Source organism: Corallococcus sp. CA054B (assembly GCF_003611625.1).
Classification (GTDB): domain Bacteria; phylum Myxococcota; class Myxococcia; order Myxococcales; family Myxococcaceae; genus Corallococcus; species Corallococcus coralloides.
The window spans coordinates 1-21225 of sequence record NZ_RAVY01000122.1 but is presented as its reverse complement, the minus strand read 5'-3'; the positions used below and the strand labels follow the sequence as shown (position 1 = coordinate 21225).

Sequence of the window (21225 nt, the reverse complement as noted above, 5' to 3'; positions counted from 1 at the left end):
GCCCGCCTCAGGGGGCGCGGGTGCCGACGATGACGTCGTCGATGATCGTGCCCTCCAGGAGCGCGTCCACCACGTCCATGCCTTGAATCACTTCACCGAAGGCCGTGTAGCGACCGTCCAGATGCGGCTGCGGTGAGTGCGTGAAGAAGAACTGGCTGCCGCCGGTGTCCTTGCCCGACAGCGCCATCCCCACCGTGCCCCGCGCATACGGCCGACGCGTCATCTCGCAGCGGATGGAGTAACCGGGACCGCCCTCCCCGTCTCCGCGCGGATCTCCCCCCTGCGCGACGAAGTCCGGCACCACGCGGTGGAAGGTGATGCCCCGGAAGTAGCCCTGCTTCGCGAGCGCCATCAGGTTGCCGCCCGTGAGCGGCGCGTCCGGATCCAACAGGACCGTGATGTCGCCCTTGCGCGTGCGCAGCGTGAGCGTCGTGCCGGAAGGCGCGGCGGGCGGGCGGTAGGTGTCTGGAGGCAGCTCCACGCGGGCGGAGCGGACCGGCGTCCCCGTGAGCGTGGTGAGGGACTCGGCCGCGACCCGGCGCACGTTCGCGTGCGGATGGGCCAGCCATCCGCGCAGGCGGGGTTCCGCAGCCTGCCCCTGCAACGCGACCAGCGCGCCGGCCACGGCCTCCGCCAGGTCCGGCTCCTTGGGGACGCGGTCGGCCAGGGCCTGCACCGCGGTCAGGGCTTCGGCGTCCTTCAGCTTGCCGGCGGCGGCGGCGGCCAGCCCCGCCACCACCGCGTCCCCTCCTCCGATGAGCGCGCGAATGGGCGCCATCGCTTCGGGCACGGGGCGTTCGGAGAGGGCGTCCAGCGCGGCGCCGCGCACGATGGGGCTCACGTGGTTCAGGTAGGGCACCGCGAACGCAGCGCCGGTGGGCTGCCCCTTGAACTGCGCCACCTCGTGCAGTCCCAGCGCGAGTGAACGGGCTTCGGGGACGCGGCCGTAGCCGCACTGGAGGACCTGATCCAACGCGCCCAGCTGCCGGTCCATGGCCGCCGCGAAACGGCAGTCCAGCCAGGCGAGGTCCGCGTGGGCTTCATCGGACACGGCGGTGCCATCTGCTTCCGCCAGCGCACTCCTCATGCGCGACAACACCGGTCGGCCCTGGAGCGGAAGTCCCTGCTGCGCCACCGCCAGCAACACGTGGCCTTGCGCCGCCTTCCCCTCCGCCACCTGCTTCGCCAGGTGCGCCTGGCCTTCCAGTGCGCTCAGCGGGGCACAGGGTGAGCCGGCCTCGCACTTCGCGGCGAGCTGCGCCAGCGCACGCGCCACCTCCGCCGACGCGCGGGACGTGGCTTCGCCCAGCATCAGGTTCAGCGCCAGCGCGTCCCGCGGGCTGCCCAGGTCGCCCAGGCTCTTCACGCACGGGGCCATCACATCCGGTATCGAACTGGCCACGCAGGAGCGGAGCGCATCCACGCCGTCCAGCCGCTTCGACGCCGCCAGGAGGTACGCCCCGGCGACGTTCACCTCGCTCCGCAAGCGGGGTTCCAGCAGCGCGCGGATCGTCTCCAGGGGGACGTTCGCCACGGCCGCGGGTCCGGCCTTGCGCGCAGCCACGCCCAACGCCGTCGCCGCGGCCTCGGACCAGGGGCCATTGGCCGGAGACAGCCGGGCCGTCAGCACCTCCACGGCGCCAGGCGTGGCCAGCTTGCCCAGGGACTCCAGCAGCGTGTTGCGCACCCCGGCGTAGGCTTCCGAGGCCTCGGCGCGCACCAGCGCTTCCGTGAGCGCCGTCCGTGAGGCCTCCGGAAGCGGCTCCCACGACTGCGCCAGCTCACCCGCCGCGAAGGCGGCCTCCTCGCGCACGGCATTGCGCGGCGCCGTCAGCCCGGCGAGGACGGCCTCCAGCGTCTCCGCGTCCTGGATCCGCGCCAGGGCCCGGAGGGCGCGCACACGCACGGCCCAATCCGGCGCGGAGGTGGCGAACCGCACCAGGTCCCCGCCTCCCAGGGAGCGGCGGTCCTCCCAGTCCTGGATCCGCGCGATGACCTGTGAGGGCTCTTCCTGGGGCGGAGGCACGTCGGGTGTCGGCACCGAGCGCACACAGGCGCTCACGAGGAGGAATCCGGCGGACACGGCGGCGGGCAGGCGGGCCATGCTCGAATTGGCTAGGTCAATTCCCCGCGAAAATCCAGGGGTTATGCCGCTGAACAGGTTTGACAGCCGCGCGCCGGGGCCGGGAAGATATCGGGCCGTTTCCCCCCTCCCGGAGCACCGGCCCTGAACTGCCCAGGCTGCAATCGCAAGGTCGCGGAAGACACCGCCATCTGCCCCCACTGCGACCACATCATCGACGAGTCCTTCCTTGGGGGAACCGGGGATGAGGGGAACTCCGGCGGTGAGGACGAGAGCACCGGCATCCGTCCCCCGCCGCGCTCGCGGCCCCCTCCGGCCCGCGCGGCTCCGGAGCCTCGTGCACGTCCCGCTCCGGCCCGCGCCAGGACGGGCGCCCGCCCCGCCGCGCCGCCGCCGAGCGACGACGCCACCAACGTGCGCAGCATGGACGACATCGCGCGGGAGAAGGCCCAACGTGCCGCTCCTCCCGCCCGGGGCGGTGGCGCCGCCAGGGCCGCTCCCGCTCGCGCGCCGGCCCGTCGCGCCCCGGCGCCCGCTCCCGTCGAGGAGGAAGAGGACGACTCGGGCGACGCGGTGGCGGATCCCTGGTCCCGAGAGGCCCGGGAGCTGGAGTCACCCCGCTCCCCCATCGATGATCCGGAGGTCCTGCTGGACGACGCGCGCTCGTTCCTGCGCGAGCTGGAGGGCGGCGACCGCATCGCGTTCTGGGGCGCGACGCTGGTGGTGCTCTCCTGCTTCATGCCGTGGAAGGAGACGGCGGCGGACGGAGACTTCCTGGGCCTCATCAGCCTGGGGTTCGTCTCCTTCCTCTTCGCCGTGGCGACCATGGTCTTCGTGGGCCTGCGGGCGCGTCAGGTGATGACCTGGGTGAACCCCATGCTGCCGTGGGGCGCGCAGATGTTCTGCAGCGTGGTGACCCTCGTCTGGTCGCTGGTGTTCCTGAAGCTGTCCTCGGACACCACGCTCGTGCCGTCGCCGCTGGGCAACTCGGAGATGATGAACTCGTCGCCGAGCATCGGCTGTTTCCTGGGCATCCTCGGCGGCGTCATCGCGGTGCTGGGCACCTTGATGGGCCTGAAGCGCCAGGAGTAGGCCCGCGAGGATTTCGCTGCCGCGCCGGACGTGAGGCGGGCTACCGTCGCCCGCCACCATGTCCGACGCCACGCCCCTCTCCCGCCTCCTCGACGCGCTGGGCTCGGCCGTCGTGGGCCAGCCCCGCGTGCTGGCCGACCTGGTGACGGCCTTCCTCGCGCGCGGCCACGTGCTGCTGGAGGGCGTGCCCGGGGTCGCCAAGACGCTCACCGCGCGCAGCATGGCCGGGGCGCTGGGCCTGTCCTTCTCCCGCGTGCAGTTCACCCCGGACCTGATGCCCGCGGACATCCTGGGCACCAACGTCTTCCAGCCGCAGGAGCAGACCTTCCGCCTGATGAAGGGCCCCGTCTTCACGGAGGTCCTGGTCGCGGATGAAATCAACCGCACGCCGCCCAAGACGCAGGCGGCGCTCCTGGAGGCCATGGAGGAGCGGCAGGTCACCATCGACGGCGTCACCCACGCGCTGCCACCGCACTTCTTCGTCGTCGCCACGCAGAACCCGCTGGAGCTGGAGGGCACCTATCCCCTCCCCGAGGCGCAGCTGGATCGCTTCCTCATGCGCGTGCGCGTGGGCTACCCGGACGGCGACGCGGAGACGTCCCTCCTGCGCGCCTTCCACCAGCGCGAGGGCCGGCCGCCCGGCGTGTCCCGCGTGCTGGATGCCGCAACGCTGACGGAGCTGCAGGACCGCGCCGCGCGCGTCGCGTGTGACGACTCCATCCTCCAGTACGTGGTGCAGCTCGTGCGCGACACCCGTGCCCATCCCCGCGTGCGGCTGGGCGCGAGCCCCCGCGCCGCGCAGGCCCTGCTCGCGGCGGCCAAGGCGCACGCGGCGCTCCGGGGCACCGACTTCGTCACCCCGGATGACGTGAAGGCCGTCACGCCCAGCGTCCTCAACCACCGCCTCCTCCTCAAGGCCGAGGCGGAGGTGGAGGGCGTCACCGCGGATGACGTGCTGAAGCAGATGCTCGAACGGGTGCGAGTGCCCCGGTGAGCCTCGGGCGTCCCGTCCCCAGCGGCCTCGCCGTGGCGCTGTTCGCCGGGGCGCTGGTGCCCGCCGCGCTCGCGGTGGCGAGCCCCGCCTTCGGGTGGCTGGCGCTCGCGGTGGACGTGGCCGTCCTGCTCCTGTGCGCGGTGGACTTCCTGCGCGCGCCGCAGGCCCAAGACATCGACGCGCGCCGCGAGGTGGAGCCCATCCTCTCCTCCGGCGTGGACAACACCGTGCGCTGGGAGCTGCGTTCACGCACGGACCGGCCCGTACGCGGTGAGCTGCGCGACGAGCCGCCCCTGGACGTGGAGAGCCACGGCCACCGTCAGCCCTTCACGCTGGAGCCGAAGGACGCCACGCGGCTGACGTACCGCGTGCATCCTCCCTCCCGGGGCGACGCGCGCTTCGGCGACGTGAACCTGCGCCTGATGGGGCCCCTGGGCCTGTGCTCGCGGCAGGTGCGGCTGCCCGCGGGCCAGGACGTGAAGGTGTACCCGGACCTGCGCGCCCTGTCGCGCGAGGCGCTGACGCTGACGCGCGCGTCGGAGGCCGTGTCCGCGCGCACGCTGCTGCGCAAGTCCGTGGAGGGCCGCGAGTTCGAGTCGCTGCGCGAGTACCGCCCCGGCGACGACTACCGCCACATCGACTGGAAGTCCTCCGCGCGCCACGGCCACACGCTGGTCCGCACGTGGCAGCCGGAGCGCAACCAGCCCGTGCTGCTGCTGTTGGACTGCGGCCGTCACATGGCGGGCCGGGTGCAGGGGCGCCGGAAGCTGGACCACGCGGTGGACGCGGCGCTGCGGCTGGCGCGCGTGAGCCTGGACGCGGGGGACGTGGTGGGCGTGCTCGCGTTCGCCAGCGACGTGCGCACCTTCCTGCCCCCACGAAAGGGCGCGGAGCACCTGCGCCTCATCACCGAGTCCCTCTACCGCGCGGAGGCCGGCCTGGAGGAGAGCGACTACGGCCGCGCGTTCGACTTCGCCTTCGCCCGCCAGACGCGCCGCGCGCTGGTGGTGCTCTTCACCGACCTGGTGGACCCGGACGCGTCCTCCGCGCTCCTCACGCGCACGCTCGCCCTGCGCCCCCGGCACCTGCCCGTCGTCGCGTCGCTCCTGGACGAGGACCTGGAGGCCGCCGCCACGGACGTGCCCGGCGACGCGACGTCCGCCTACGCGCGGCAGGCCGCCTCCCGCATGGAGTCCGAGTACCGCCGCACCGCCACCACGCTGCGCGACGCGGGGGCACTGGTGGTGCGCGCGCCGGCCCGAGGATTCGGCGCCGCTGCACTCAACGTGTACCTGGACGTGAAGGCGCGCGGGCGGCTCTGAGCGCTCGCGACGCATTCGTCAAGCCCTTTGAGACATTCCGGCGCTCGCGCGCGCATGCGTCGCTTCGCCGAACAGCACGCTTGCCAATCGCGCGGAGGCCGAGTTTTCGGCCTCCGGGAGGACCCCCTTTACAGATGCGGATCGCTCCCCAGAATGGCGCGCCTCAACTGTTCGCGCGCACGCGCGCACGCTCCAAACCGGACGGGAGGCGGGACTTGGCGGAGGTCGCGAGGGGTTTGAAGCTGGAAGTGGAAGCGGACGCCGCGGCCATCGCGGCCCGTGCCGCGGAGGAGCTGGTGGAGGCGGGGCTGACGCCCTTCCACGAGCGGCTCCTCGCCGAGGAACTGCTCGCGCGCAGCGGTGACACGCAGCAGCGGCTGGCGAACGCGCTGGCCGAGGCGAAGGTGGACCTCAACCCCCACCAGGTCGAAGCCGCGATGTTCGCGTTGGACGCGCTGTCGCGCGGCGGCTGCATGCTCGCGGACGAGGTGGGCCTGGGGAAGACCATCGAGGCGGGCCTCGTCGTCGCCCAGCTCATGGCGGAGGGCAAGAACCGCATCCTCATCCTGGCCCCCGCAGTGCTGCGCGCGCAGTGGAATGCGGAATTGCGCGAGAAGTTCGACCTGGACAGCGTCCTCGTCGACGGCCGCGACGTGAAGAAGCACAACAACTGCTTCGATCAGCCCTTCCCCGTCATCTGCTCGCACCCGTTCGCGGCGAACCGCTCCGCGCTCGTGGCGGAGATTCCGTGGGACCTGATCATCATCGACGAGGCCCACCGGCTCCGGAACGCGCACCGCCCCAACAACAAGACGGGCCAGGCGCTGCGCGCGTCGCTGGCGGGCCGCCCCAAGCTGCTGCTCACCGCCACCCCGCTCCAGAATGACCTGATGGAGCTGTTCGGCCTGATGTCGCTCTTGGACGAGCAGATTTTGGGCCCCGAGCACGCCTTCCGCAGCCGCTACCGCGCGGACGAGGGCGGCGGCATGACGGAGGCCGCCGCGTGCGAGCTCAAGGAGCGGCTGGCCCCGGTGGTGCAGCGCACGCTGCGCCGGCAGGTGCGCGAATACGTCCGCTACACCAACCGCCGCAGCATCGTGGAGGACTTCCACCCGTCCCCCCAGGAGCATGACCTCTACGAGAAGGTCAGTGAGTACCTGCAGCGCTCGGAGGCCGCGGCCATCGAGCCGGGCAAGAAGACGCTCCTGACGCTGTGCTACCGCAAGCTGTTGGCCTCCTCCACGTTCGCCATCGCGCCCACGCTGCGGCGGCTGTCGGAGAACCTGGAGAAGCGCCTGACGGCCGCGCGGCTGGGACAGCAGGCCCTGTCGCTCTTCGAGCCGGAAGAGGCCAAGCAGTTCGTGGAGGAAGGCGAGGAGTGGTCCGACGACCCCGCCAAGGCGCCCCAGGTCCGCACGCTGGAGCAGGAAGTCTGGGAGCTGCGCCAGTACGCGGACCTCGCGGACTCCATCCGCATCAACGCCAAGGGTGAGGCGCTCAAGCGCGCCCTGGACCGCACCTTCGCGGTGATGCGCACGCACTCCTGGCCGGAGAAGGCGCTCATCTTCACGGAGTCCAAGCGCACGCAGCAGTACCTCTTCAACCTGCTGTCGGAGCACGGTTACAAGGACAAGATTTCACTCCTGTCCGGCGACGCCGGCGGCACGCCCGAGGAGCGCCGGGCGCTGGTGGAGGAGTTCCGCCACAAGACGCAGATCCTCATCTGCACGGAAGCGGGCGCGGAGGGCCTCAACCTCCAGTTCTGCAACCTGGTGGTGAACTACGACCTGCCGTGGAACCCGCAGCGCGTTGAGCAGCGCATCGGCCGGTGCCACCGCTACGGCCAGCAGCGCGACGTGCTGGTGGTGAACTTCCTCAACCGGCAGAACGCGGCGGACGCGCGCCTGTTCGAGCTCTTGGAGAAGAAGCTCAACCTCTTCGACGGCGTGTTCGGCGCGTCCGACGAAATCCTGGGCGCGCTGGAGAGCGGCGTGGACTTCGAGCGCCGCGTGCTGGACATCTACCAGTCCTGCCGCGACCCGAAGGACATCAACGTCGCCTTCGACAAGCTGCGCGAGGAGCTGGAGGGCAGCATCAACCAGCGCATGACGTCGATGCGCTCGGTGGTGCTGGAGCGCTTCGACGGCGACGTGCGCCGCCGGCTGCGCGTGGCGGGAGACGCGGCCAAGGAGGTCGTGGCCAAGCGCCAGCAGGAGGCGAAGGCGCTCACCGGATCCGTGCTGGGCAGCCGCACCTCCGGACGGCTCCAGGTGGCCAAGGCCGCCTACGCGGTGCGCGACCGCACCCAGGACACCGTCAGCTACCTGCAGCTGGACGCGGCGGGGCTTCCCTCGCGGCTGGCGCGGCTGGCCGGCAGCGAGGGCTGGTGGTTCGTCTACAAGTTCGAGACGACGGGCCTCAAGCCGGAGGAGAAGCTGGTCCACCTGGTGCTGGTGAAGGACCGGGACGGCGGCTTCCGCGCCCTGCCGCTGACGGACGGTGTCCACTTCACGAAGCTCGACGCCAAGGAAGAGAAGCGCCGGCAGCCCGCGCCGGTGTCGGTCCAGCTCATGCAAGAGCAGTCGCTCATGACCGCCAAGGATGAGCTGATTCGGGCCGCGGAACGGCGCAACGCGTTGGAGCTGGACAAGGCCAAGGAGCGCGCGGACCGCTACGTCGAGGACTGCCTGATGGAGTCGCGCGAGGTGGTGGAGGCCGCCCGCCAGGCGTGGTTCGACGCGCGCAAGGAAGTGGCCGGCGTCGAGGACGTCGCGGAGCGGGCGAAGGCGCGGGCGCACTCGGACCGCCTGGAGCGCGACTACCGCCGCAAGCTGGCGTCGCTGCGCAACGAGGAGGAGAAGCGCTACGCCTCCAAGGACCGGCAGATGGCGGAGCTGGCGAACAAGGCGCGCGTGACGGAGAAGCGCACCCTCATCGCCTCCGCGTACTTCTGGCTGTCGTGAGGGGCGCGAGCCCCGTCACAGGGGCTTGAGCCGCACCCACGTCGCGCCCCAGCCTCCGTCCGCCTCGGAGGCGGTCTGGAAGCCTTCCACTTCTGGCAGCGTGGGCAGCAGGGACTGCACGGTGCGCCTCAGCGCGCCCGTGCCCTTGCCGTGGATGATGCGCACGTCGAGCACGCCCTCCTGGCGGCAGGCCCAGAGGTACTCGGTGACGAGTTCCTTCACCTCGCGAGGCTGGAAGAGATGCAGGTCGAGGTTCCCATCGACCGGAATTTCTACCGCCTCCAGCTCATCGGGCGGCGGCTCCGGCCCCTCCGGTGGCAGGGGCGGGAGTGGCTTTCGGCGTGACACCGTAGCGGGCCTCCTCCTGGCGCTGCTTCTCCTCGGCCGCCAGACGCTGACGCTCGCGCGCCAGCCGGAACTGTTCCTTGAGGCTGGTGATCTCCCCCTTGAGCTGGTTGATGTCCTCCTTCACCGCTCGCGGATGGCTTTCCTCAGCCACGTCCACGTGATTGCCCGCACGCTTGCCCTCCGAGCCGGCTCCACCGGAGGAGGTCATCTGCATCAACAGCGCGGCCAGGGTCATCACCTTCATGCCCAATCACGTAAGCAAGCGCCGTGCTCGCGCGCAAGTCATGTTGCGTGAGCGGCGCCTCTCTGACCGCCCTCTTCCTTGTGTGACACGACGCGTTCCGCGAGCCGGACCGCGGACAGGGGGGCGCTGCCTTCCGCCTTGTTGTTGATGGTCACGAAGACGGGGCGGTCGCGCCGCACCGCGGCCATGCACACGCGGGCCAGCACGTCGCAGGTGCCCACGTCCTCGTCCACCAGCCGGTTGAACGGCGCGTAGCGGGCGTAGGCCTCCTCGTAGCCCAGGTTCGGCGGCAGCATCCAGCGCACCACCACGGCGCGGGCCTCGAAGGCGCGGGTGAGCTTCGCCTGCCGCGCGACGGGCGGCATGTGGGCCCACACCGCGAGCACCGGGCTCACGCCCGTGTCCGCGAGCGCCTGGGCGAAGCCCTCCGTGAGCAGCTCCTCGTTGCGCACCTCCACCGCGTACAGCGGCCCGCGGGGCAGCGCGGAGAAGAACGCGTGCAGCCGCTCCACGAAGCGGCCCGCGCCGCCCAATGCCGCCGGGTCCTGGGGCGGGAACTGGAAGACGAGCGGCCCGGCCTTGTCGCCCAGCCCTTCCAGGAACGGCGCCACCACGTGGTCCACGGCGTAGGCCGCCTGGAGGAAGCGGTCATTCACCTGTCCCCGGTGCGCGCCGTACCGGTCGTGCACGGGGAAGCGCGCCAGCGTGCAGGCCTCGTGGGCCTTCACCAGGAAGCGGAAGCCGTCCGGCACCTGCTCGGCGTACTCGGCGAAGGTGGTGGCTGGCACCGGCGCGTAGAACGTCCGGTCGATGCCTACCGTGCGCAGCACCGGGTGGCGCGCGTAGGCGGCCAGGCCCTCGCGCGCCAGCTGGGTGGTGCTGGCCTCATGGTCGTAGACGAGCCCGTTCCAACCCGGGAAGGTCCACGACGACGTGCCCAGGTAGACGCCCCGCGGAAGCTGCTCGCCCAGCATGCGCAGGCCGTCGGACGGCTCGGCGGGCCCCACCGGCTGGGTCCTGCGCCGCGACGACGCCGGGGGCTCCTCCACCGCTCCGGTGAAGAGGTCGAACTGCGCGGGTCTTCGCGGTGCGCTCATGCGTGCAGCTCCTCTCCCACGGCGGGAAAGCCCTGGGAGTAATCCCCGAGCCCAGACGATGCAGCAGGTTGCCCCGATTCGAGGAGACGTTCCAGGTTTCCGGCACGCCCCCCAGGCGGACGGCCACGCACGGACGGTCCGCGTCCCTTCACCACGGTATGTGATTGGACCTATGTCCAAATGCAAACGCAGTCGCCTCACAGTAATATGCTCAAACCGAGCAATTCAGCACTACTCATGTAAAGCTTGAACGGGATTGCAACGGCCGGGGGGCCTCATGGACTGGTCGTTGACCGCATCGCTGCTCGCGGAGCGGGACACGCGCCCCATCGTCGTGATGGACCGGCGCGGTCGCATCGAGTTGGCGAACGGCGCGTTCACGTCGCTGCTGGGCCGGCCCCGTGAGGAGTTGTTGGGGCGCCGCTGGACGGATGTCTGCACGCCGCGCGAGCATGGACGCAAGGTGGGGCAGGCGCTGCGGGCCATCTTCACCAGCGCGGAGACCCGGCTGGAGACGGAGGTGCTCACGCGCGAAGGTGAGCGGCTGTCGGTGGAGCTGGACGTGGCCGCCGTGGGCCGCCCTCCCCTGCGGCTGGTGGCCATCATCACGCGCACCTCTCCGCCCCTCTGCGTCCCTGAGCGCACCGTCGTCCCGGAGCCGGCCCGGGCCCAGGGGCTCCACCGGGACCTGAGCTATGAAATCTCCACCGAGCTGTCGTCGTTCGGGACGCTCAAGGCGGTGTGGACCTCCGGGGAGGCGCGGCAGGAGGAGATGCTGGGCCAGCCGTGCTTCGGCGCCTTCGCGCACCGGGACGCCCCCTGTCTGGACTGCCCGCTGACGATGGCGGCCCCTGGCTCCTGGCCGCACACCATCGTGCGGCAGGCCTCCGAGCACGCCGAGGGCTATGAGGTCGTCACCGCCACGCCCACGGGCGCCGGCACCGCGCGCGTCAGCGTACACACCATTGGTGATGAGACCCTCAGCGGCCTCTTCGAGGCGAAGGTGCGGCGCATGGCGAACGCCGCGCGGCTGTCCGAGCGGGAAGGCGATGTGTTGCGATATCTCGCGCTCGGCCGCTCGCCGGCCGACATTTCGACCGTGTTAGGGATTACCGAGCGCACTGTGAAATTCCACCAGACCAACCTCCTCCGGAAGCTGGGCGCGGAGACGCGCTACGACCTGCTCCGCCTGTTCTTCTGACCAGGGCGCCTGCCCTCCGGGACAGCTTTCACACCGTTGACTTTGGAGGATGCTGGGACTTCGACTCCGGAGTCTTGTGGGTCGGGGGGGCCGTTGCCCATGGGCAGCGCCAGTCAAATCCGTCTCATCAAACACATACAGTCTGTCTGGACTTTTGTCCAAGGGCGTCCTGCCTGTGAGTGACACTCCGGGCTGGGACGACGTGATGCGGGAGTTCCTCCTCGAGTCTCGCGAGCACGTGCAGAGCATCGAGGCGACGGTGCTGGAGCTGGAGGCGCAGCCGGGCTCGCAGCCATTGCTGGCGCAGCTGTTCCGGGCCCTGCACACCGTGAAGGGCACCTGCGGCTTCCTGGGCTTCAGCCGCCTGGAGGCGCTGATGCACGCCGCCGAGGAGATGCTCGGCCTGGCGCGCGACCGGCGCCTGATGCTGGACCGCGAGCGCGTGTCCACGCTGCTGGCAGCGGCGGACGCGGCGCGTGGCACGCTGGAGCACATCGAGGCGACGGGGCTGGAGCCCGCGGTGGACCACTCCGCGCTGCTTGCTCGCATGGCGGGCGCGGCGGCGGGCTCCGCGCCGCTGGAGGTGTCCGAGCCCCTGACGCCTCCGGGCGCCGTGCCCTGGCGCGGCGCCGCGACCGGGGTGGACTCCAAGCTGCGCGTGGACGTGGCGCTGCTGGACCGGTTGATGAACCTGATGGGCGAGCTGGTGCTGGCTCGCAACCGCATCCTCCAGTGCGCGGCCTCGCCCACGCCGGGCGCGGACCTGCTCACCGCGTCGCAGCGGCTGGATGTCGTCACCACGCAGGTGCAGCAGGTGGTGATGAAGACGCGGCTCCAGCCGGTGGGCCAGGTGTGGAACCGCTTCCCCCGGCTGGTGCGCGAGCTGGCGCACGGGTGCGGCAAGCAGGTGCGGCTGCAGCTGCAGGGCGCGGGCACGGAGCTGGACAAGACGCTGGTGGAGGCGCTGCATGATCCGCTCACCCACCTCTTGCGCAACGCCGTGGACCACGGCGTGGAGACGCCCGAGCAGCGCCGCGCCGCGGGCAAGCCGCCCGTGGGGTGCCTGACGCTGAGCGCGTCGCATGAAGGCGGGCTCGTACACCTGGGCATGTCCGACGACGGCGCGGGCATCGACGTGCAGCGCGTGCGGCAGGTCGCGGTGCAGCGGGGCCTGCTCACGGCCGACCAGGCGGCGCGGATGCCGGACGCGGACGCGCGGATGCTCATCTTCATGCCGGGCTTCAGCACCGCGGAGCGCGTCACGTCGCTGTCCGGCCGGGGCGTGGGCATGGACGTGGTGCGCTCGCAGGTGGAGCGCATTGGCGGCACCGTGGAGGTGCACAGCCGGCCCGGTCAGGGCACGACGTTCACCCTGAAGATTCCCCTCACGCTGGCCATCATCCCGGCGCTGCTCGTCACCTGCCGGGGAGACCGCTACGCGCTGCCGCAGGCCTCCCTGCGGGAGGTGGTGTTCCTGGAGCCGGCCCAGGCGCGCAAGGACATCACCCGCATCCAGGGCGCGTGCGTCCTGCGGCTGCGCGGAGAGCTGCTGCCGCTGGTGGTGCTCGCCGCCGAGCTGGGCGTGGGGCCGGCCATGCCGGACCTGGACGAGGGCGCCACCGTCGTCGTGCTCCAGGCCGGAGAGCGCACCTTCGGGCTGTGGGTGGACGCCATCCACGACACGGAGGAGATCGTCGTCAAGCCGCTGTGGAAGCACCTGAAGGGGCTGGCCTGCTACGCGGGGGCGACGGTGCTGGGCGACGGGCGCGTGGCGCTCATCCTGGACGCCATGGGCCTGGGCCGCCGCGTGGGCACGGTCACCGAGGCGCAGGCCCAGGTCGTCATTCCGGAGGCTGCTCCGGAAACACCGACCCCGGAGGAGCCGCGCGAGCGCGTGCTGCTGTGCCGCAATGGCGCGGAGGGCCGCGTGGCGATTCCCCTGTCGCGTGTGGCCCGGCTGGAGGAGCTGCCCGCATCGGACGTGGAGCGGCTGAGCGGAGGCATGGCGATGGCGCGCTACCACGGGCAGCTGCTGCCGCTGGTGCACGTGGCCTCCGTGCTGGAGGCGAGGCCCGGCGCGACCGAGCGGATCACGCAACACCTCCAGGTCGCGCTGGGTGAGTCGCTGTCCGTCGTCGTCACCCAGCACGCGGACACGCGCGTGGGGCTGGTGGTGGACGCCATCCTCGACGTCGCGGAGGTGGAGCTCGCGCTCCAGCGGGAGACGCGCCGCCCGGGCGTGCTGGGCTCCATGGTGGTGCAGGCCCGGGCCACCGAGTTCCTGGACGTGGAGGGCACCGTGCGCGCCGTGCACCCGGAGCTGCTGACAGGCGGGGCGCCGTGAGCGGCTTCCGCCAGCTGTGCTCGTTCCAGGTGGGCGACCACCTGTTCGGCCTGGACATCGAACGCGTGCAGGAGATCCTGCTGCCGCCCCCGCTCACGCGCGTCCCTGGCGCGCCTCCGGAGGTGGCGGGGCTGCTCAACCTGCGCGGGCAGATCGTCCCCGCCATCGACCTGCGCCGCCGCCTGGACCTCCCCGAAGGCACCGCCCCCGCGGACGCGCCCCACGTCGTGCTGCGCGGCGACGAGGGCGCGGTGAGCCTTCGCGTGGATGCCATTGGCGACATCCTCCCCTTCGAGCAGTCGGACCTGGCGCCGCTGCCGGACAACCTGCGCGGGCCGCTGCGCTCGCTGCTGTTGGGTGTCCATGCGCTGCCGGACCGGCTGCTGCTCGTGTTGTCCGCGGACGCGGTGGTGGACGGGCTCTCGCCCGCGTCCAGCGCCTCCGCCACCCCTTCCTTCCCCGTGCTTCCCCAGGAGTCCCGCTGATGGCCCGCCCGACCGCGCCCGCCGTGAAAACCACCCTCTTCCAGCGCCTGGGCGGCAAGGCCCCCCTGACGGCCGCCGTGCAGAAGCTCTACGCGCGGGTGATGACGGACGCGCTGCTCAAGCCCTACTTCCGCCGCGCGGACCTGGTCCAGATCCAGCGCCAGATGATCGCGTTCCTCACCCGGTTCCTGGGCGGACCGGGCGTCTACAAGGGCCCGTCGATGCGCGACGTGCACGCGCGCCTGGAGCTCAAGCCCCATCACTTCGAGCGCGTCGCTGAACACCTGGCCACCGTGCTGGATGAGCTGGATGTGTCGGCCCCCGTTGCCCGCGAGCTGCTGACGGCCGTGGGCACGTCGCAGGACGACCTCGTGAGCAGGCCCGTGGCGAAAGCGAAGGCCGCCTCGCGGACCGCCGCAGTGAAGCGTGCTCCGGAGCGTGCCTCCCGGACGGAGGGACGCCGGGTCGCCGCCGCGTCCGCGCCCGCGGCCCGGTCCTCGCGCCGCCGCGCGCCCACACCGCTCGAAGGCGCCCTGAGCGAGGCGGTGCTGGACGCGGCGAGCGTCAACCTGTTCGTCCTGGACGCGGACCTGGCCATCGTCTTCTCGAACGCGTCCTCCTCGGAGGCCATCGAGCGCATCAACCAGGCGTCGGGCCTCCGCGACGGCGCGGGTGACGTGGGCAGCGACTTCCTCGCCCACTTCGAGCACCAGCTCCGGCTGGAGGAGGAGCGGCTGCTGGATCCCTCCGCGCTGCCGCACGAGGCCCACTTCGCGGTGGGCCCCACCCTGCTCAAGGCGCGCATCGACGGCATCCCGGGCCTGGGCGGGGCGCTCACCGGCTACGTGGTGACGTGGACGGACGTCACGGATCAGCAGCGCGCGGACACGGAGCTGGCTCGCCTGAGGGCCATGATGGAGAACGCGCCCACCTGCGTGATGGTGGCCGACCTGGACCTGAAGATCATCTACCTGAACCCCGCCTCGCGCCGGCTGTTGCAGCGCGTGGAGAAGCACCTGCCCGTCGCCGCGGACCGCGTGCTGGGCTCCCACATCGACGTCTTCCACCGGGACGTGACGTACCAGCGGAAGATCCTGGCCAACGACAAGAACCTGCCGGTGCGCGCGAACATCCCCATTGGCCCGGAGACCGCGGACCTGCTGGTGACGGCGGTGTACGACGGCCAGGGCCGCTACCTGGGCCCCATGGTGACGTGGGAGCTGATCACGGAGAAGCTCGCCGTGCAGCAACGCGAGCAGGAGCTGGACACCACCCTGCGCGGCATCTTCCAGGAGGTGACGCAGCACTCGCAGACGCTCGCCGCGTCGTCGCAGGAGCTGTCCAGCGTCAGCCAGCAGATGGTGAGCAACGCGCAGGAGACCGCGGCGCAGGCCACGCAGGTGTCCGCTGGCGCCGAACAGGTCAGCCGCAACGTGCAGAGCGTCGCGTCCGGCATGGAGGAGGTCAACGCGAACATCCGCGAGGTGGCGCGCAACGCGAGCTCCGCCGCCAAGGTGGCCGCGTCCGCGGTGAAGCTCGCGGACTCCACCTCCAACGTCGTCGGCAAGCTGGGGACGAGCAGCCAGGAGATTGGCAAGGTCATCAAGGTCATCACCTCCATCGCGCAGCAGACGAACCTGCTGGCGCTCAACGCGACCATCGAGGCGGCCCGCGCCGGTGAGGCGGGCCGGGGCTTCGCGGTGGTGGCCAACGAGGTGAAGGAGCTGGCGCGCGAGACGGCCCGCGCCACGGAGGACATCGGCCAGAAGATCGGCACCATCCAGGGCGACACCGAGGAGGTGGTCAACGCCATCCTGGAGATTGGCGCCACCATCAGCCGCATCAACGAGCTGCAGACGTCCATCGCGTCCTCCGTGGAGGAGCAGACGGCCACCGCGGGGGAGATCCTCCGCAACGTGGGCGAGGCCGCCAAGGGCAGTCAGCAGATCTCCGAGAACATGGCCGCCGTGGCGGAGGCCGCGCGCAGCACCACCGAGGGCGCGGGCAGCACGCAGCGCTCGGCGGTGGAGCTGGCCCACATGGCGCAGTCGCTGCAACGGCTGGTCGTGCAGGTGGACACCTCCGACAAGCCGGCGCGGACGAAATAGCGCGGACGGCATCAGGCCCACGGAGCCACGGCACGTGCGAACCGGATTGAAGCGGTGGTGGGAGCTGGGCCAGGTGGCCCGTGCCTCCTCGCGATTGCGGCGGGTGTCCCGGCCCCAGGACGCGGAGCGGGCGCAGCGGGAGCTGACCGAGCGGCTGTTGGGGCTGCGCGGGCTGCCCCAGAAGGTGGGCCAGGTGCTCACGCTCGCGGAGCTGGGCGCGGACACGCCGGGGTTCGGTTCGCTCGCGGAGGCGCCCTCCCCGCTCGCGCCGGAGGCCGCGCTGGCGGAGGTGTCCCGCCGGCTGGGCCGCCCCTGGCGGGAGGTGTTCCGGTCGCTGGAGGGCGTGGGCATTGCCGCGTCGCTCGGCCAGGTGCACCGGGGCGTGCTGCATGACGGGCGCGCCGTGGCCGTGAAACTGCGGCACCCGGGCATCGCGGAGGCCGTGCGGGATGATCTGCGCGCGCTGGGATGGCTGGCCGCGCCGCTGGGAGGCTGGCGCGGGAAGCTGGACCTGTCCGCCTACCGCCATGAGCTGGCCCGCATGCTCCAGGGCGAGCTGGACTATCACCACGAGGCCCAGGCCCTGCGGGACGCGGGCACGCGCATGGCGGACGTGCCGGGCGTCGTCGTCCCCGTGCCGGTGGATGCGCTCACGCGGGAAGACCTGCTGGTGATGACCTGGGTGGAGGGCGTGTCGCTCGCGGATGGCTGGCGCTGGAGCGAAGCGGACCGCCGCGCGCTGTCCACGACGCTGGTGCGGCTGTTCCTCCACGGCTGCTTCACGTGGGGAACGCTCCACGCGGATCCGCACCCGGGCAACTACCGCGTGTCGCGGGGGCCGGACGGCAAGCCCGTGCTGGGCGTGCTCGACTTCGGCTGCGTGAAGCCGCTGCCTCCGGAGCTGGCCGTGGGGCTGGGACGGTTGATCTCACTCCTCAAGGGTCCGAGTACGCCGCCGCGCCCGGAGCAGCTCCTATCCGCGTGGGTGATGCTGGGCTTCGCGCCGGAGCTGCTGGAGCCCATGGAGGAGGCGCTGCCCGCCGTCAGCCGCGTGCTGCTGGAGCCCTTCCTCCTGGACCGGCCCTTCCATGCGCGAAGCTGGCGCTTGGGCGAGCGGCTCACCGAGGCGCTGGGGCCGCACCGCTGGAACTTCCGCGCGGCGGGGCCGGCGTCGCTCCTGTTCGTCCTGCGCGCGTTCCACGGGCTGGTGCGCCACCTGGACGTGATGGACGTGCCCATCGCCTGGGGGCCGCTCCTGGACGAGGCCCGCGCCCCGTCGCTGCCGCCTCCGCCGTCGCCTCCGGAGGCGCGCGTGGAGGGCGCCGCGCGCTACCTGAAGGTCCTGGTGACGGAAGGTGGGCACACGCGCGTCGCGCTGACCTTCCGCGCGGACGTGGCGGCGCACCTGGAGGACCTGCTGCCGGAGGACCTGCCTCGCAAGCTGGCGGCGCGGGGCCTGGATGCGGCGGCCATGGGTATCGCGGCGGTCGCGGCGGGGCTGCGGCCGTCGGAGTTGTTCCACCTGGACGAGGGCCCCCGGCGTGTCCGGGTCTGGCTTGAATGACTTACGGACAAGGAGGTGACGGATGGTCACCATCGGCATGAACTACGAAGTGCGTGAGGGCAAGGCGGAAGCCTTCGAGCGGAAGTTCGCGCTCGTGCTGGAGGCGATGTGCAAGCTGCCGACGCACGTGCACACGGAGCTGTTCAAGAGCGTGGGAGCGCCGGGGCGCTACCTCATCGTCTCCGAGTGGCACAGCCGCGAGGGCTTCGACGCCTTCATCGCGTCCGAGGCCTTCCACCGCGTGACGGACTGGGGCGCCAGCGCCATCCTCGCGAGCCGGCCGCGCCACGAGGTGTATGGCGAGAGGGCCTCCGGTGCCCCCATGGGGCGCTGCCCTGTCGCGCACGCGGCGCGGTGAAGCGGGTGCGAATGAACGCCATCCGGGTCCTGGTGGTGGACGACGCGGCCGTGGTGCGGCGCCAGGTGTCGCTGCTGCTGGGCGCGGCCCCAGGCCTGGAGGTCGTCGCCACCGCGCCCAATGGCCGCATCGCCCTGGCGAAGGTGGAGCAGTTCCAGCCGGACGTGGTGCTGTTGGACCTGGAGATGCCGGAACTGGACGGGCTGGAGACGCTGAAGCTCCTGCGCCAGCGTGCCCCGGAGCTGCCCGTGGTGATGTTCAGCGCGCTCACCGAACGCGGGGGCATGCTGACCCTGGAGGCGCTCGCGCTGGGGGCCCGCGACTACGTGACGAAGCCCACGTCCGCGGGCGGGATGAACATCACCGTGGAGGCCGTGCGGGACGAGCTGGTGCGCAAGCTCAAGGCGCTGAACGTGCGCGCGCCGTCCGCTCCGCCTTCGACGTCACCGGTGCCGCGCGAGCCCGTGGCCCGGCCACGAATGCCCGCGCGGGTGGAGGCCATCGTCGTCGGCGCGTCCACCGGAGGCCCGGGCGCGCTGGTGCGCCTGGTGTCCGCGCTGCCCGCGGACCTGCCGGTGCCGGTGTTCATCGTGCAGCACATGCCGCCCCTCTTCACCCGGCTGCTCGCGGAGCGGTTGCAGGGCGTGACACCGCTCACCGTGCGCGAGGCGGTGACGGGCGCATCCGTGCAGGCGGGCGAGGTGTGGATCGCTCCCGGCGACTTCCACCTGGCCGTGTGCCGGGACGCGACGGGCGTGCGGCTGCTCACGCACCAGGGGCCGGCGGAGAACGCGTGCCGTCCGGCGGTGGACCTGCTCTTCCGCTCCGCGGCGGAGGTGTACGGCGCGGGGGTGCTGGCGGTGGTGCTCACCGGCATGGGCCAGGACGGGCTGCGCGGCTGCCGGCGGGTGAACGAGGCAGGCGGCCAGGTGGTCGTGCAGGACCAGGCCAGCTGCGTCGTCGGCAGCATGCCGGGCGCGGTGGAACAGGCGGGGCTGGCGGATGCCGTGATGCCCCTGGAGGCGCTGGCGTTGGAGCTGGCGCGGCGCGTGGATGCGCGCGGACGGAGGACCTGAGCATGTCCCTGCTTCCCGACGACTTCGCGTACCTGCGGCAGCGCGTGCTGCGCCGCTCCGGGCTCGTGCTGGAGCCCGACACGTACGCGCTGGTGGAGACGCGGCTCACGCCCCTCATGCGCGAGGAGCGGCTGCCGGACCTCTCCGCCCTGGTCGCGCGGTTGCGCTCGCAGCCGGAGGACAGTCCGCTGCACCAGCGTCTGGCGGAGGCGCTGGCCAACCACGAGACGGCCTTCTTCCGCGACGCGCCCGTCTTCGAGGCCCTGCGCGCCACGGTGCTCCCCACCCTGCTGGCGAAGCGCGTCCGCACGCGAACGCTGCGCATCTGGTGCGCGGCGTGCGCCTACGGTCAGGAGCCCTACAGCATCGCGATGACGCTGGCCGAGGCCGGGCTGCTCATCACCGGGTGGACGGTGCGCATCCTCGCCACCGACTTCTCCACCCGCGCCATCGTGCGCGCCTGCGAGGCCCGCTACGACGCGAAGGAGATCCACCGGGGCCTGACGCCCGAGCTGCGCCAGCGCTACTTCCACCAGGAGCGCGACGGGTGGCGGCTGAGCGAACAGGTCCGCAAGCCGGTGGAGTTCCGGCCGCTCAACCTGATGGACGACCTCCCGCGGGAAGCGCCCGTGGACCTCGTCTTCCTGCGCAACGTGATGATCTACTGGGACGCGCCCACCCGGCGCGCGGTGCTCGCCCGCGTGCGGCGGATGCTCCACGCGGACGGCTACCTGGTGCTGGGCGCCGCGGAGGCCTCGCCCCTGGTGGAGGACGGCTTCACGCGGCACCTGATTGGCCAGACGAGCTGGTACCGCCCCACGCCCGCCTCTCCTGGCGTCCGCGCGCCCTTGGAGGACGCGCGGCGCGCTCCCCGCTCCGGCGCTACACCTTGAGGCGGATGGCGCCCGGCAGCAGCGTCATGGTGCAGGGCAGCCGGCCCGGCGTCTCGCCGTCCACGTCCAGGAACACGTCGCCCGTCAGCGGCTCCGCGTGGATCGTGCGGCAGCGCAGCCGCCGCGTGCCCTTCCAGGTGACGTGGTCGCCGTTGTAGACGCCCTTGGACTTGAGGACGAAGTCGGACAGGCCGTAGTTGGACCAGATGGTGACGTCGAAGAGGCCGTCGTGCGTCACCGCCTCTGGCGCCACGAACATGCCGCTGCCGAAGTAGCGGCCGTTGGCCACGGCCACCGCGGTGACGCTCACCACCTCCGGCTCGCCGCCGTCCACCGTGAGGCGCACCTGCTGCTCCTGGTACTTGATGAGGCCCTTCACGGTGCCCCACATGAAGCTCAGGTTGCCGCCCAGCGCCTTGCTGCCCTGGTTCACCTCGCGGGCCACCACCGCGCTCACGCCGAACGAGGCGATGTTGGCGAAGAAGCGCGTGGCCGGCTTGCCGTCGTTGTCGGTGAACTCCAGCCGTCCCACGTCGAAGGGCTCGGTCTTCTCCGTGCGCAGCCGCTCCAGCGCGGACGTCAGCTCCAGGTCCCACCCGAAGGTGCGGCGGAAGTCGCCGCCCGTGCCTCGGGGCAACAGCCCCAGCGTGGCCCGGGGGTTGATGACCTGACCGTCGCGAAAGAAGCCGTTGGTGACCTCGTTGAGGGTGCCGTCGCCGCCCACCGCGACGATGCACTCATAGCCATCGTCGATGGCCTGCCGCGCCAGACGCGCCGCATCCATGCCGCCGCTGGTGAAGCCGGACCCGAAGTCACCGAGCACCTTGCCCACCTGCGCGGAGATCTCCACCCATCGCTTCCCCGTCTGCCCGTTGGCGCTGCGCGGGTTGACCACGAGGAACGTCTTCATTCAGTGCCTTCTCCCTGCTGCCAGAACGGCCTGTTTACGCAATTGTGAGCCAAGGCTCCACTCCGTGACCCACCGGAGGGCCTCATCGCCCGGGGTGTTTGTCACCCGGCCCCGTCCATGCTGGGCTCTCCGCCCCCTGTTTT

General features: G+C 71.7%; 17 protein-coding genes. 12 read left to right on the top strand and 5 right to left on the bottom strand.

Annotated elements, in window-relative coordinates; translation table 11 throughout:
• Positions 1-7: 7 nt before the first annotated feature.
• Positions 8-2104 (bottom strand): peptidylprolyl isomerase, encoded by a 2097-nt coding sequence (locus tag D7V80_RS26215; RefSeq protein WP_120590763.1) that lies wholly within the window; start codon positions 2102-2104, stop codon positions 8-10.
• A 402-nt stretch (positions 2105-2506) separates the two neighbouring features.
• Here D7V80_RS26215 and D7V80_RS26210 point away from each other — a divergent pair, with 402 nt between their 5' ends.
• From D7V80_RS26210 to D7V80_RS26195, 4 genes are all read left to right on the top strand, one after another.
• The gene (locus D7V80_RS26210) at positions 2507-3175 is read left to right on the top strand and encodes a hypothetical protein (protein WP_120590772.1); all 669 of its coding nucleotides are present in this window, start codon (positions 2507-2509) and stop codon (positions 3173-3175) included.
• A gap of 58 nt (positions 3176-3233) precedes the next feature.
• Positions 3234-4169: a MoxR family ATPase gene (locus D7V80_RS26205; RefSeq protein ID WP_120590762.1), complete on the top strand. Its 936-nt coding sequence runs from the start codon at positions 3234-3236 to the stop codon at positions 4167-4169.
• Positions 4166-5491 (top strand): DUF58 domain-containing protein, encoded by a 1326-nt coding sequence (locus D7V80_RS26200; protein ID WP_120590761.1) that lies wholly within the window; start codon positions 4166-4168, stop codon positions 5489-5491. The genes D7V80_RS26205 and D7V80_RS26200 overlap by 4 nt, the downstream gene beginning before the upstream one ends.
• Before the next feature lie 242 nt (positions 5492-5733).
• Positions 5734-8454 carry an SNF2-related protein gene (locus D7V80_RS26195; protein ID WP_233585731.1) on the top strand — a complete coding sequence of 907 codons (2721 nt, stop codon included), beginning with the start codon at positions 5734-5736 and terminating at the stop codon, positions 8452-8454.
• Positions 8455-8469: 15 nt separating this feature from the next.
• Here the strand turns inward: D7V80_RS26195 and D7V80_RS26190 are convergent, their stop codons facing one another.
• Genes D7V80_RS26190 through D7V80_RS26180 form a run of 3 tightly spaced genes read right to left on the bottom strand, consistent with a single transcriptional unit; the run spans position 8470 to position 10143 of the window.
• Positions 8470-8802: a Smr/MutS family protein gene (locus D7V80_RS26190; RefSeq protein ID WP_120590759.1), complete on the bottom strand. Its 333-nt coding sequence runs from the start codon at positions 8800-8802 to the stop codon at positions 8470-8472.
• Positions 8741-9037 carry a hypothetical protein gene (locus D7V80_RS26185; protein ID WP_120590758.1) on the bottom strand — a complete coding sequence of 99 codons (297 nt, stop codon included), beginning with the start codon at positions 9035-9037 and terminating at the stop codon, positions 8741-8743. Before D7V80_RS26185 ends, D7V80_RS26190 begins: the two co-directional genes overlap by 62 nt.
• 47 nt (positions 9038-9084) lie before the next feature.
• Positions 9085-10143, bottom strand: coding sequence for a DUF72 domain-containing protein (locus D7V80_RS26180; RefSeq protein ID WP_120590757.1), 1059 nt, complete (start codon positions 10141-10143; stop codon positions 9085-9087).
• Between the two features lie 277 nt (positions 10144-10420).
• Here D7V80_RS26180 and D7V80_RS26175 point away from each other — a divergent pair, with 277 nt between their 5' ends.
• From D7V80_RS26175 to D7V80_RS26140, 8 genes are all read left to right on the top strand, one after another.
• Complete coding sequence (locus D7V80_RS26175; RefSeq protein WP_120590756.1) at positions 10421-11344, top strand: PAS and helix-turn-helix domain-containing protein; 924 nt, start codon at positions 10421-10423, stop codon at positions 11342-11344.
• 175 nt (positions 11345-11519) lie between these two features.
• Positions 11520-13688, top strand: a complete 2169-nt coding sequence (locus D7V80_RS26170; RefSeq protein WP_199738859.1) for a chemotaxis protein CheA — start codon at positions 11520-11522, stop codon at positions 13686-13688.
• Positions 13685-14173 (top strand): chemotaxis protein CheW, encoded by a 489-nt coding sequence (locus D7V80_RS26165; RefSeq protein WP_120590754.1) that lies wholly within the window; start codon positions 13685-13687, stop codon positions 14171-14173. Before D7V80_RS26170 ends, D7V80_RS26165 begins: the two co-directional genes overlap by 4 nt.
• The gene (locus D7V80_RS26160) at positions 14173-16281 is read left to right on the top strand and encodes a methyl-accepting chemotaxis protein (protein WP_120590753.1); all 2109 of its coding nucleotides are present in this window, start codon (positions 14173-14175) and stop codon (positions 16279-16281) included. The genes D7V80_RS26165 and D7V80_RS26160 overlap by 1 nt, the downstream gene beginning before the upstream one ends.
• A gap of 34 nt (positions 16282-16315) precedes the next feature.
• A complete protein-coding gene (locus tag D7V80_RS26155) occupies positions 16316-17845 on the top strand; it encodes an AarF/ABC1/UbiB kinase family protein (RefSeq protein ID WP_147447219.1) in 1530 nt (509 codons plus the stop codon).
• 22 nt (positions 17846-17867) lie between these two features.
• Entirely contained in the window at positions 17868-18203 is a 336-nt protein-coding gene (locus tag D7V80_RS26150; protein WP_120590751.1) for an antibiotic biosynthesis monooxygenase, read from the top strand.
• An 11-nt stretch (positions 18204-18214) separates the two neighbouring features.
• Positions 18215-19279: a chemotaxis-specific protein-glutamate methyltransferase CheB gene (gene cheB, locus D7V80_RS26145; RefSeq protein WP_120590750.1), complete on the top strand. Its 1065-nt coding sequence runs from the start codon at positions 18215-18217 to the stop codon at positions 19277-19279.
• Positions 19280-19281: 2 nt separating this feature from the next.
• Positions 19282-20172 carry a protein-glutamate O-methyltransferase CheR gene (locus D7V80_RS26140; RefSeq protein WP_120590749.1) on the top strand — a complete coding sequence of 297 codons (891 nt, stop codon included), beginning with the start codon at positions 19282-19284 and terminating at the stop codon, positions 20170-20172.
• On the opposite strand, the gene D7V80_RS26135 is transcribed toward D7V80_RS26140, so the two are convergent.
• Positions 20162-21082, bottom strand: a complete 921-nt coding sequence (locus tag D7V80_RS26135) for a diacylglycerol kinase family protein (RefSeq protein ID WP_120590748.1) — start codon at positions 21080-21082, stop codon at positions 20162-20164. The two genes, D7V80_RS26140 and D7V80_RS26135, sit on opposite strands and share 11 nt — an antisense overlap.
• Positions 21083-21225: the final 143 nt, after the last annotated feature.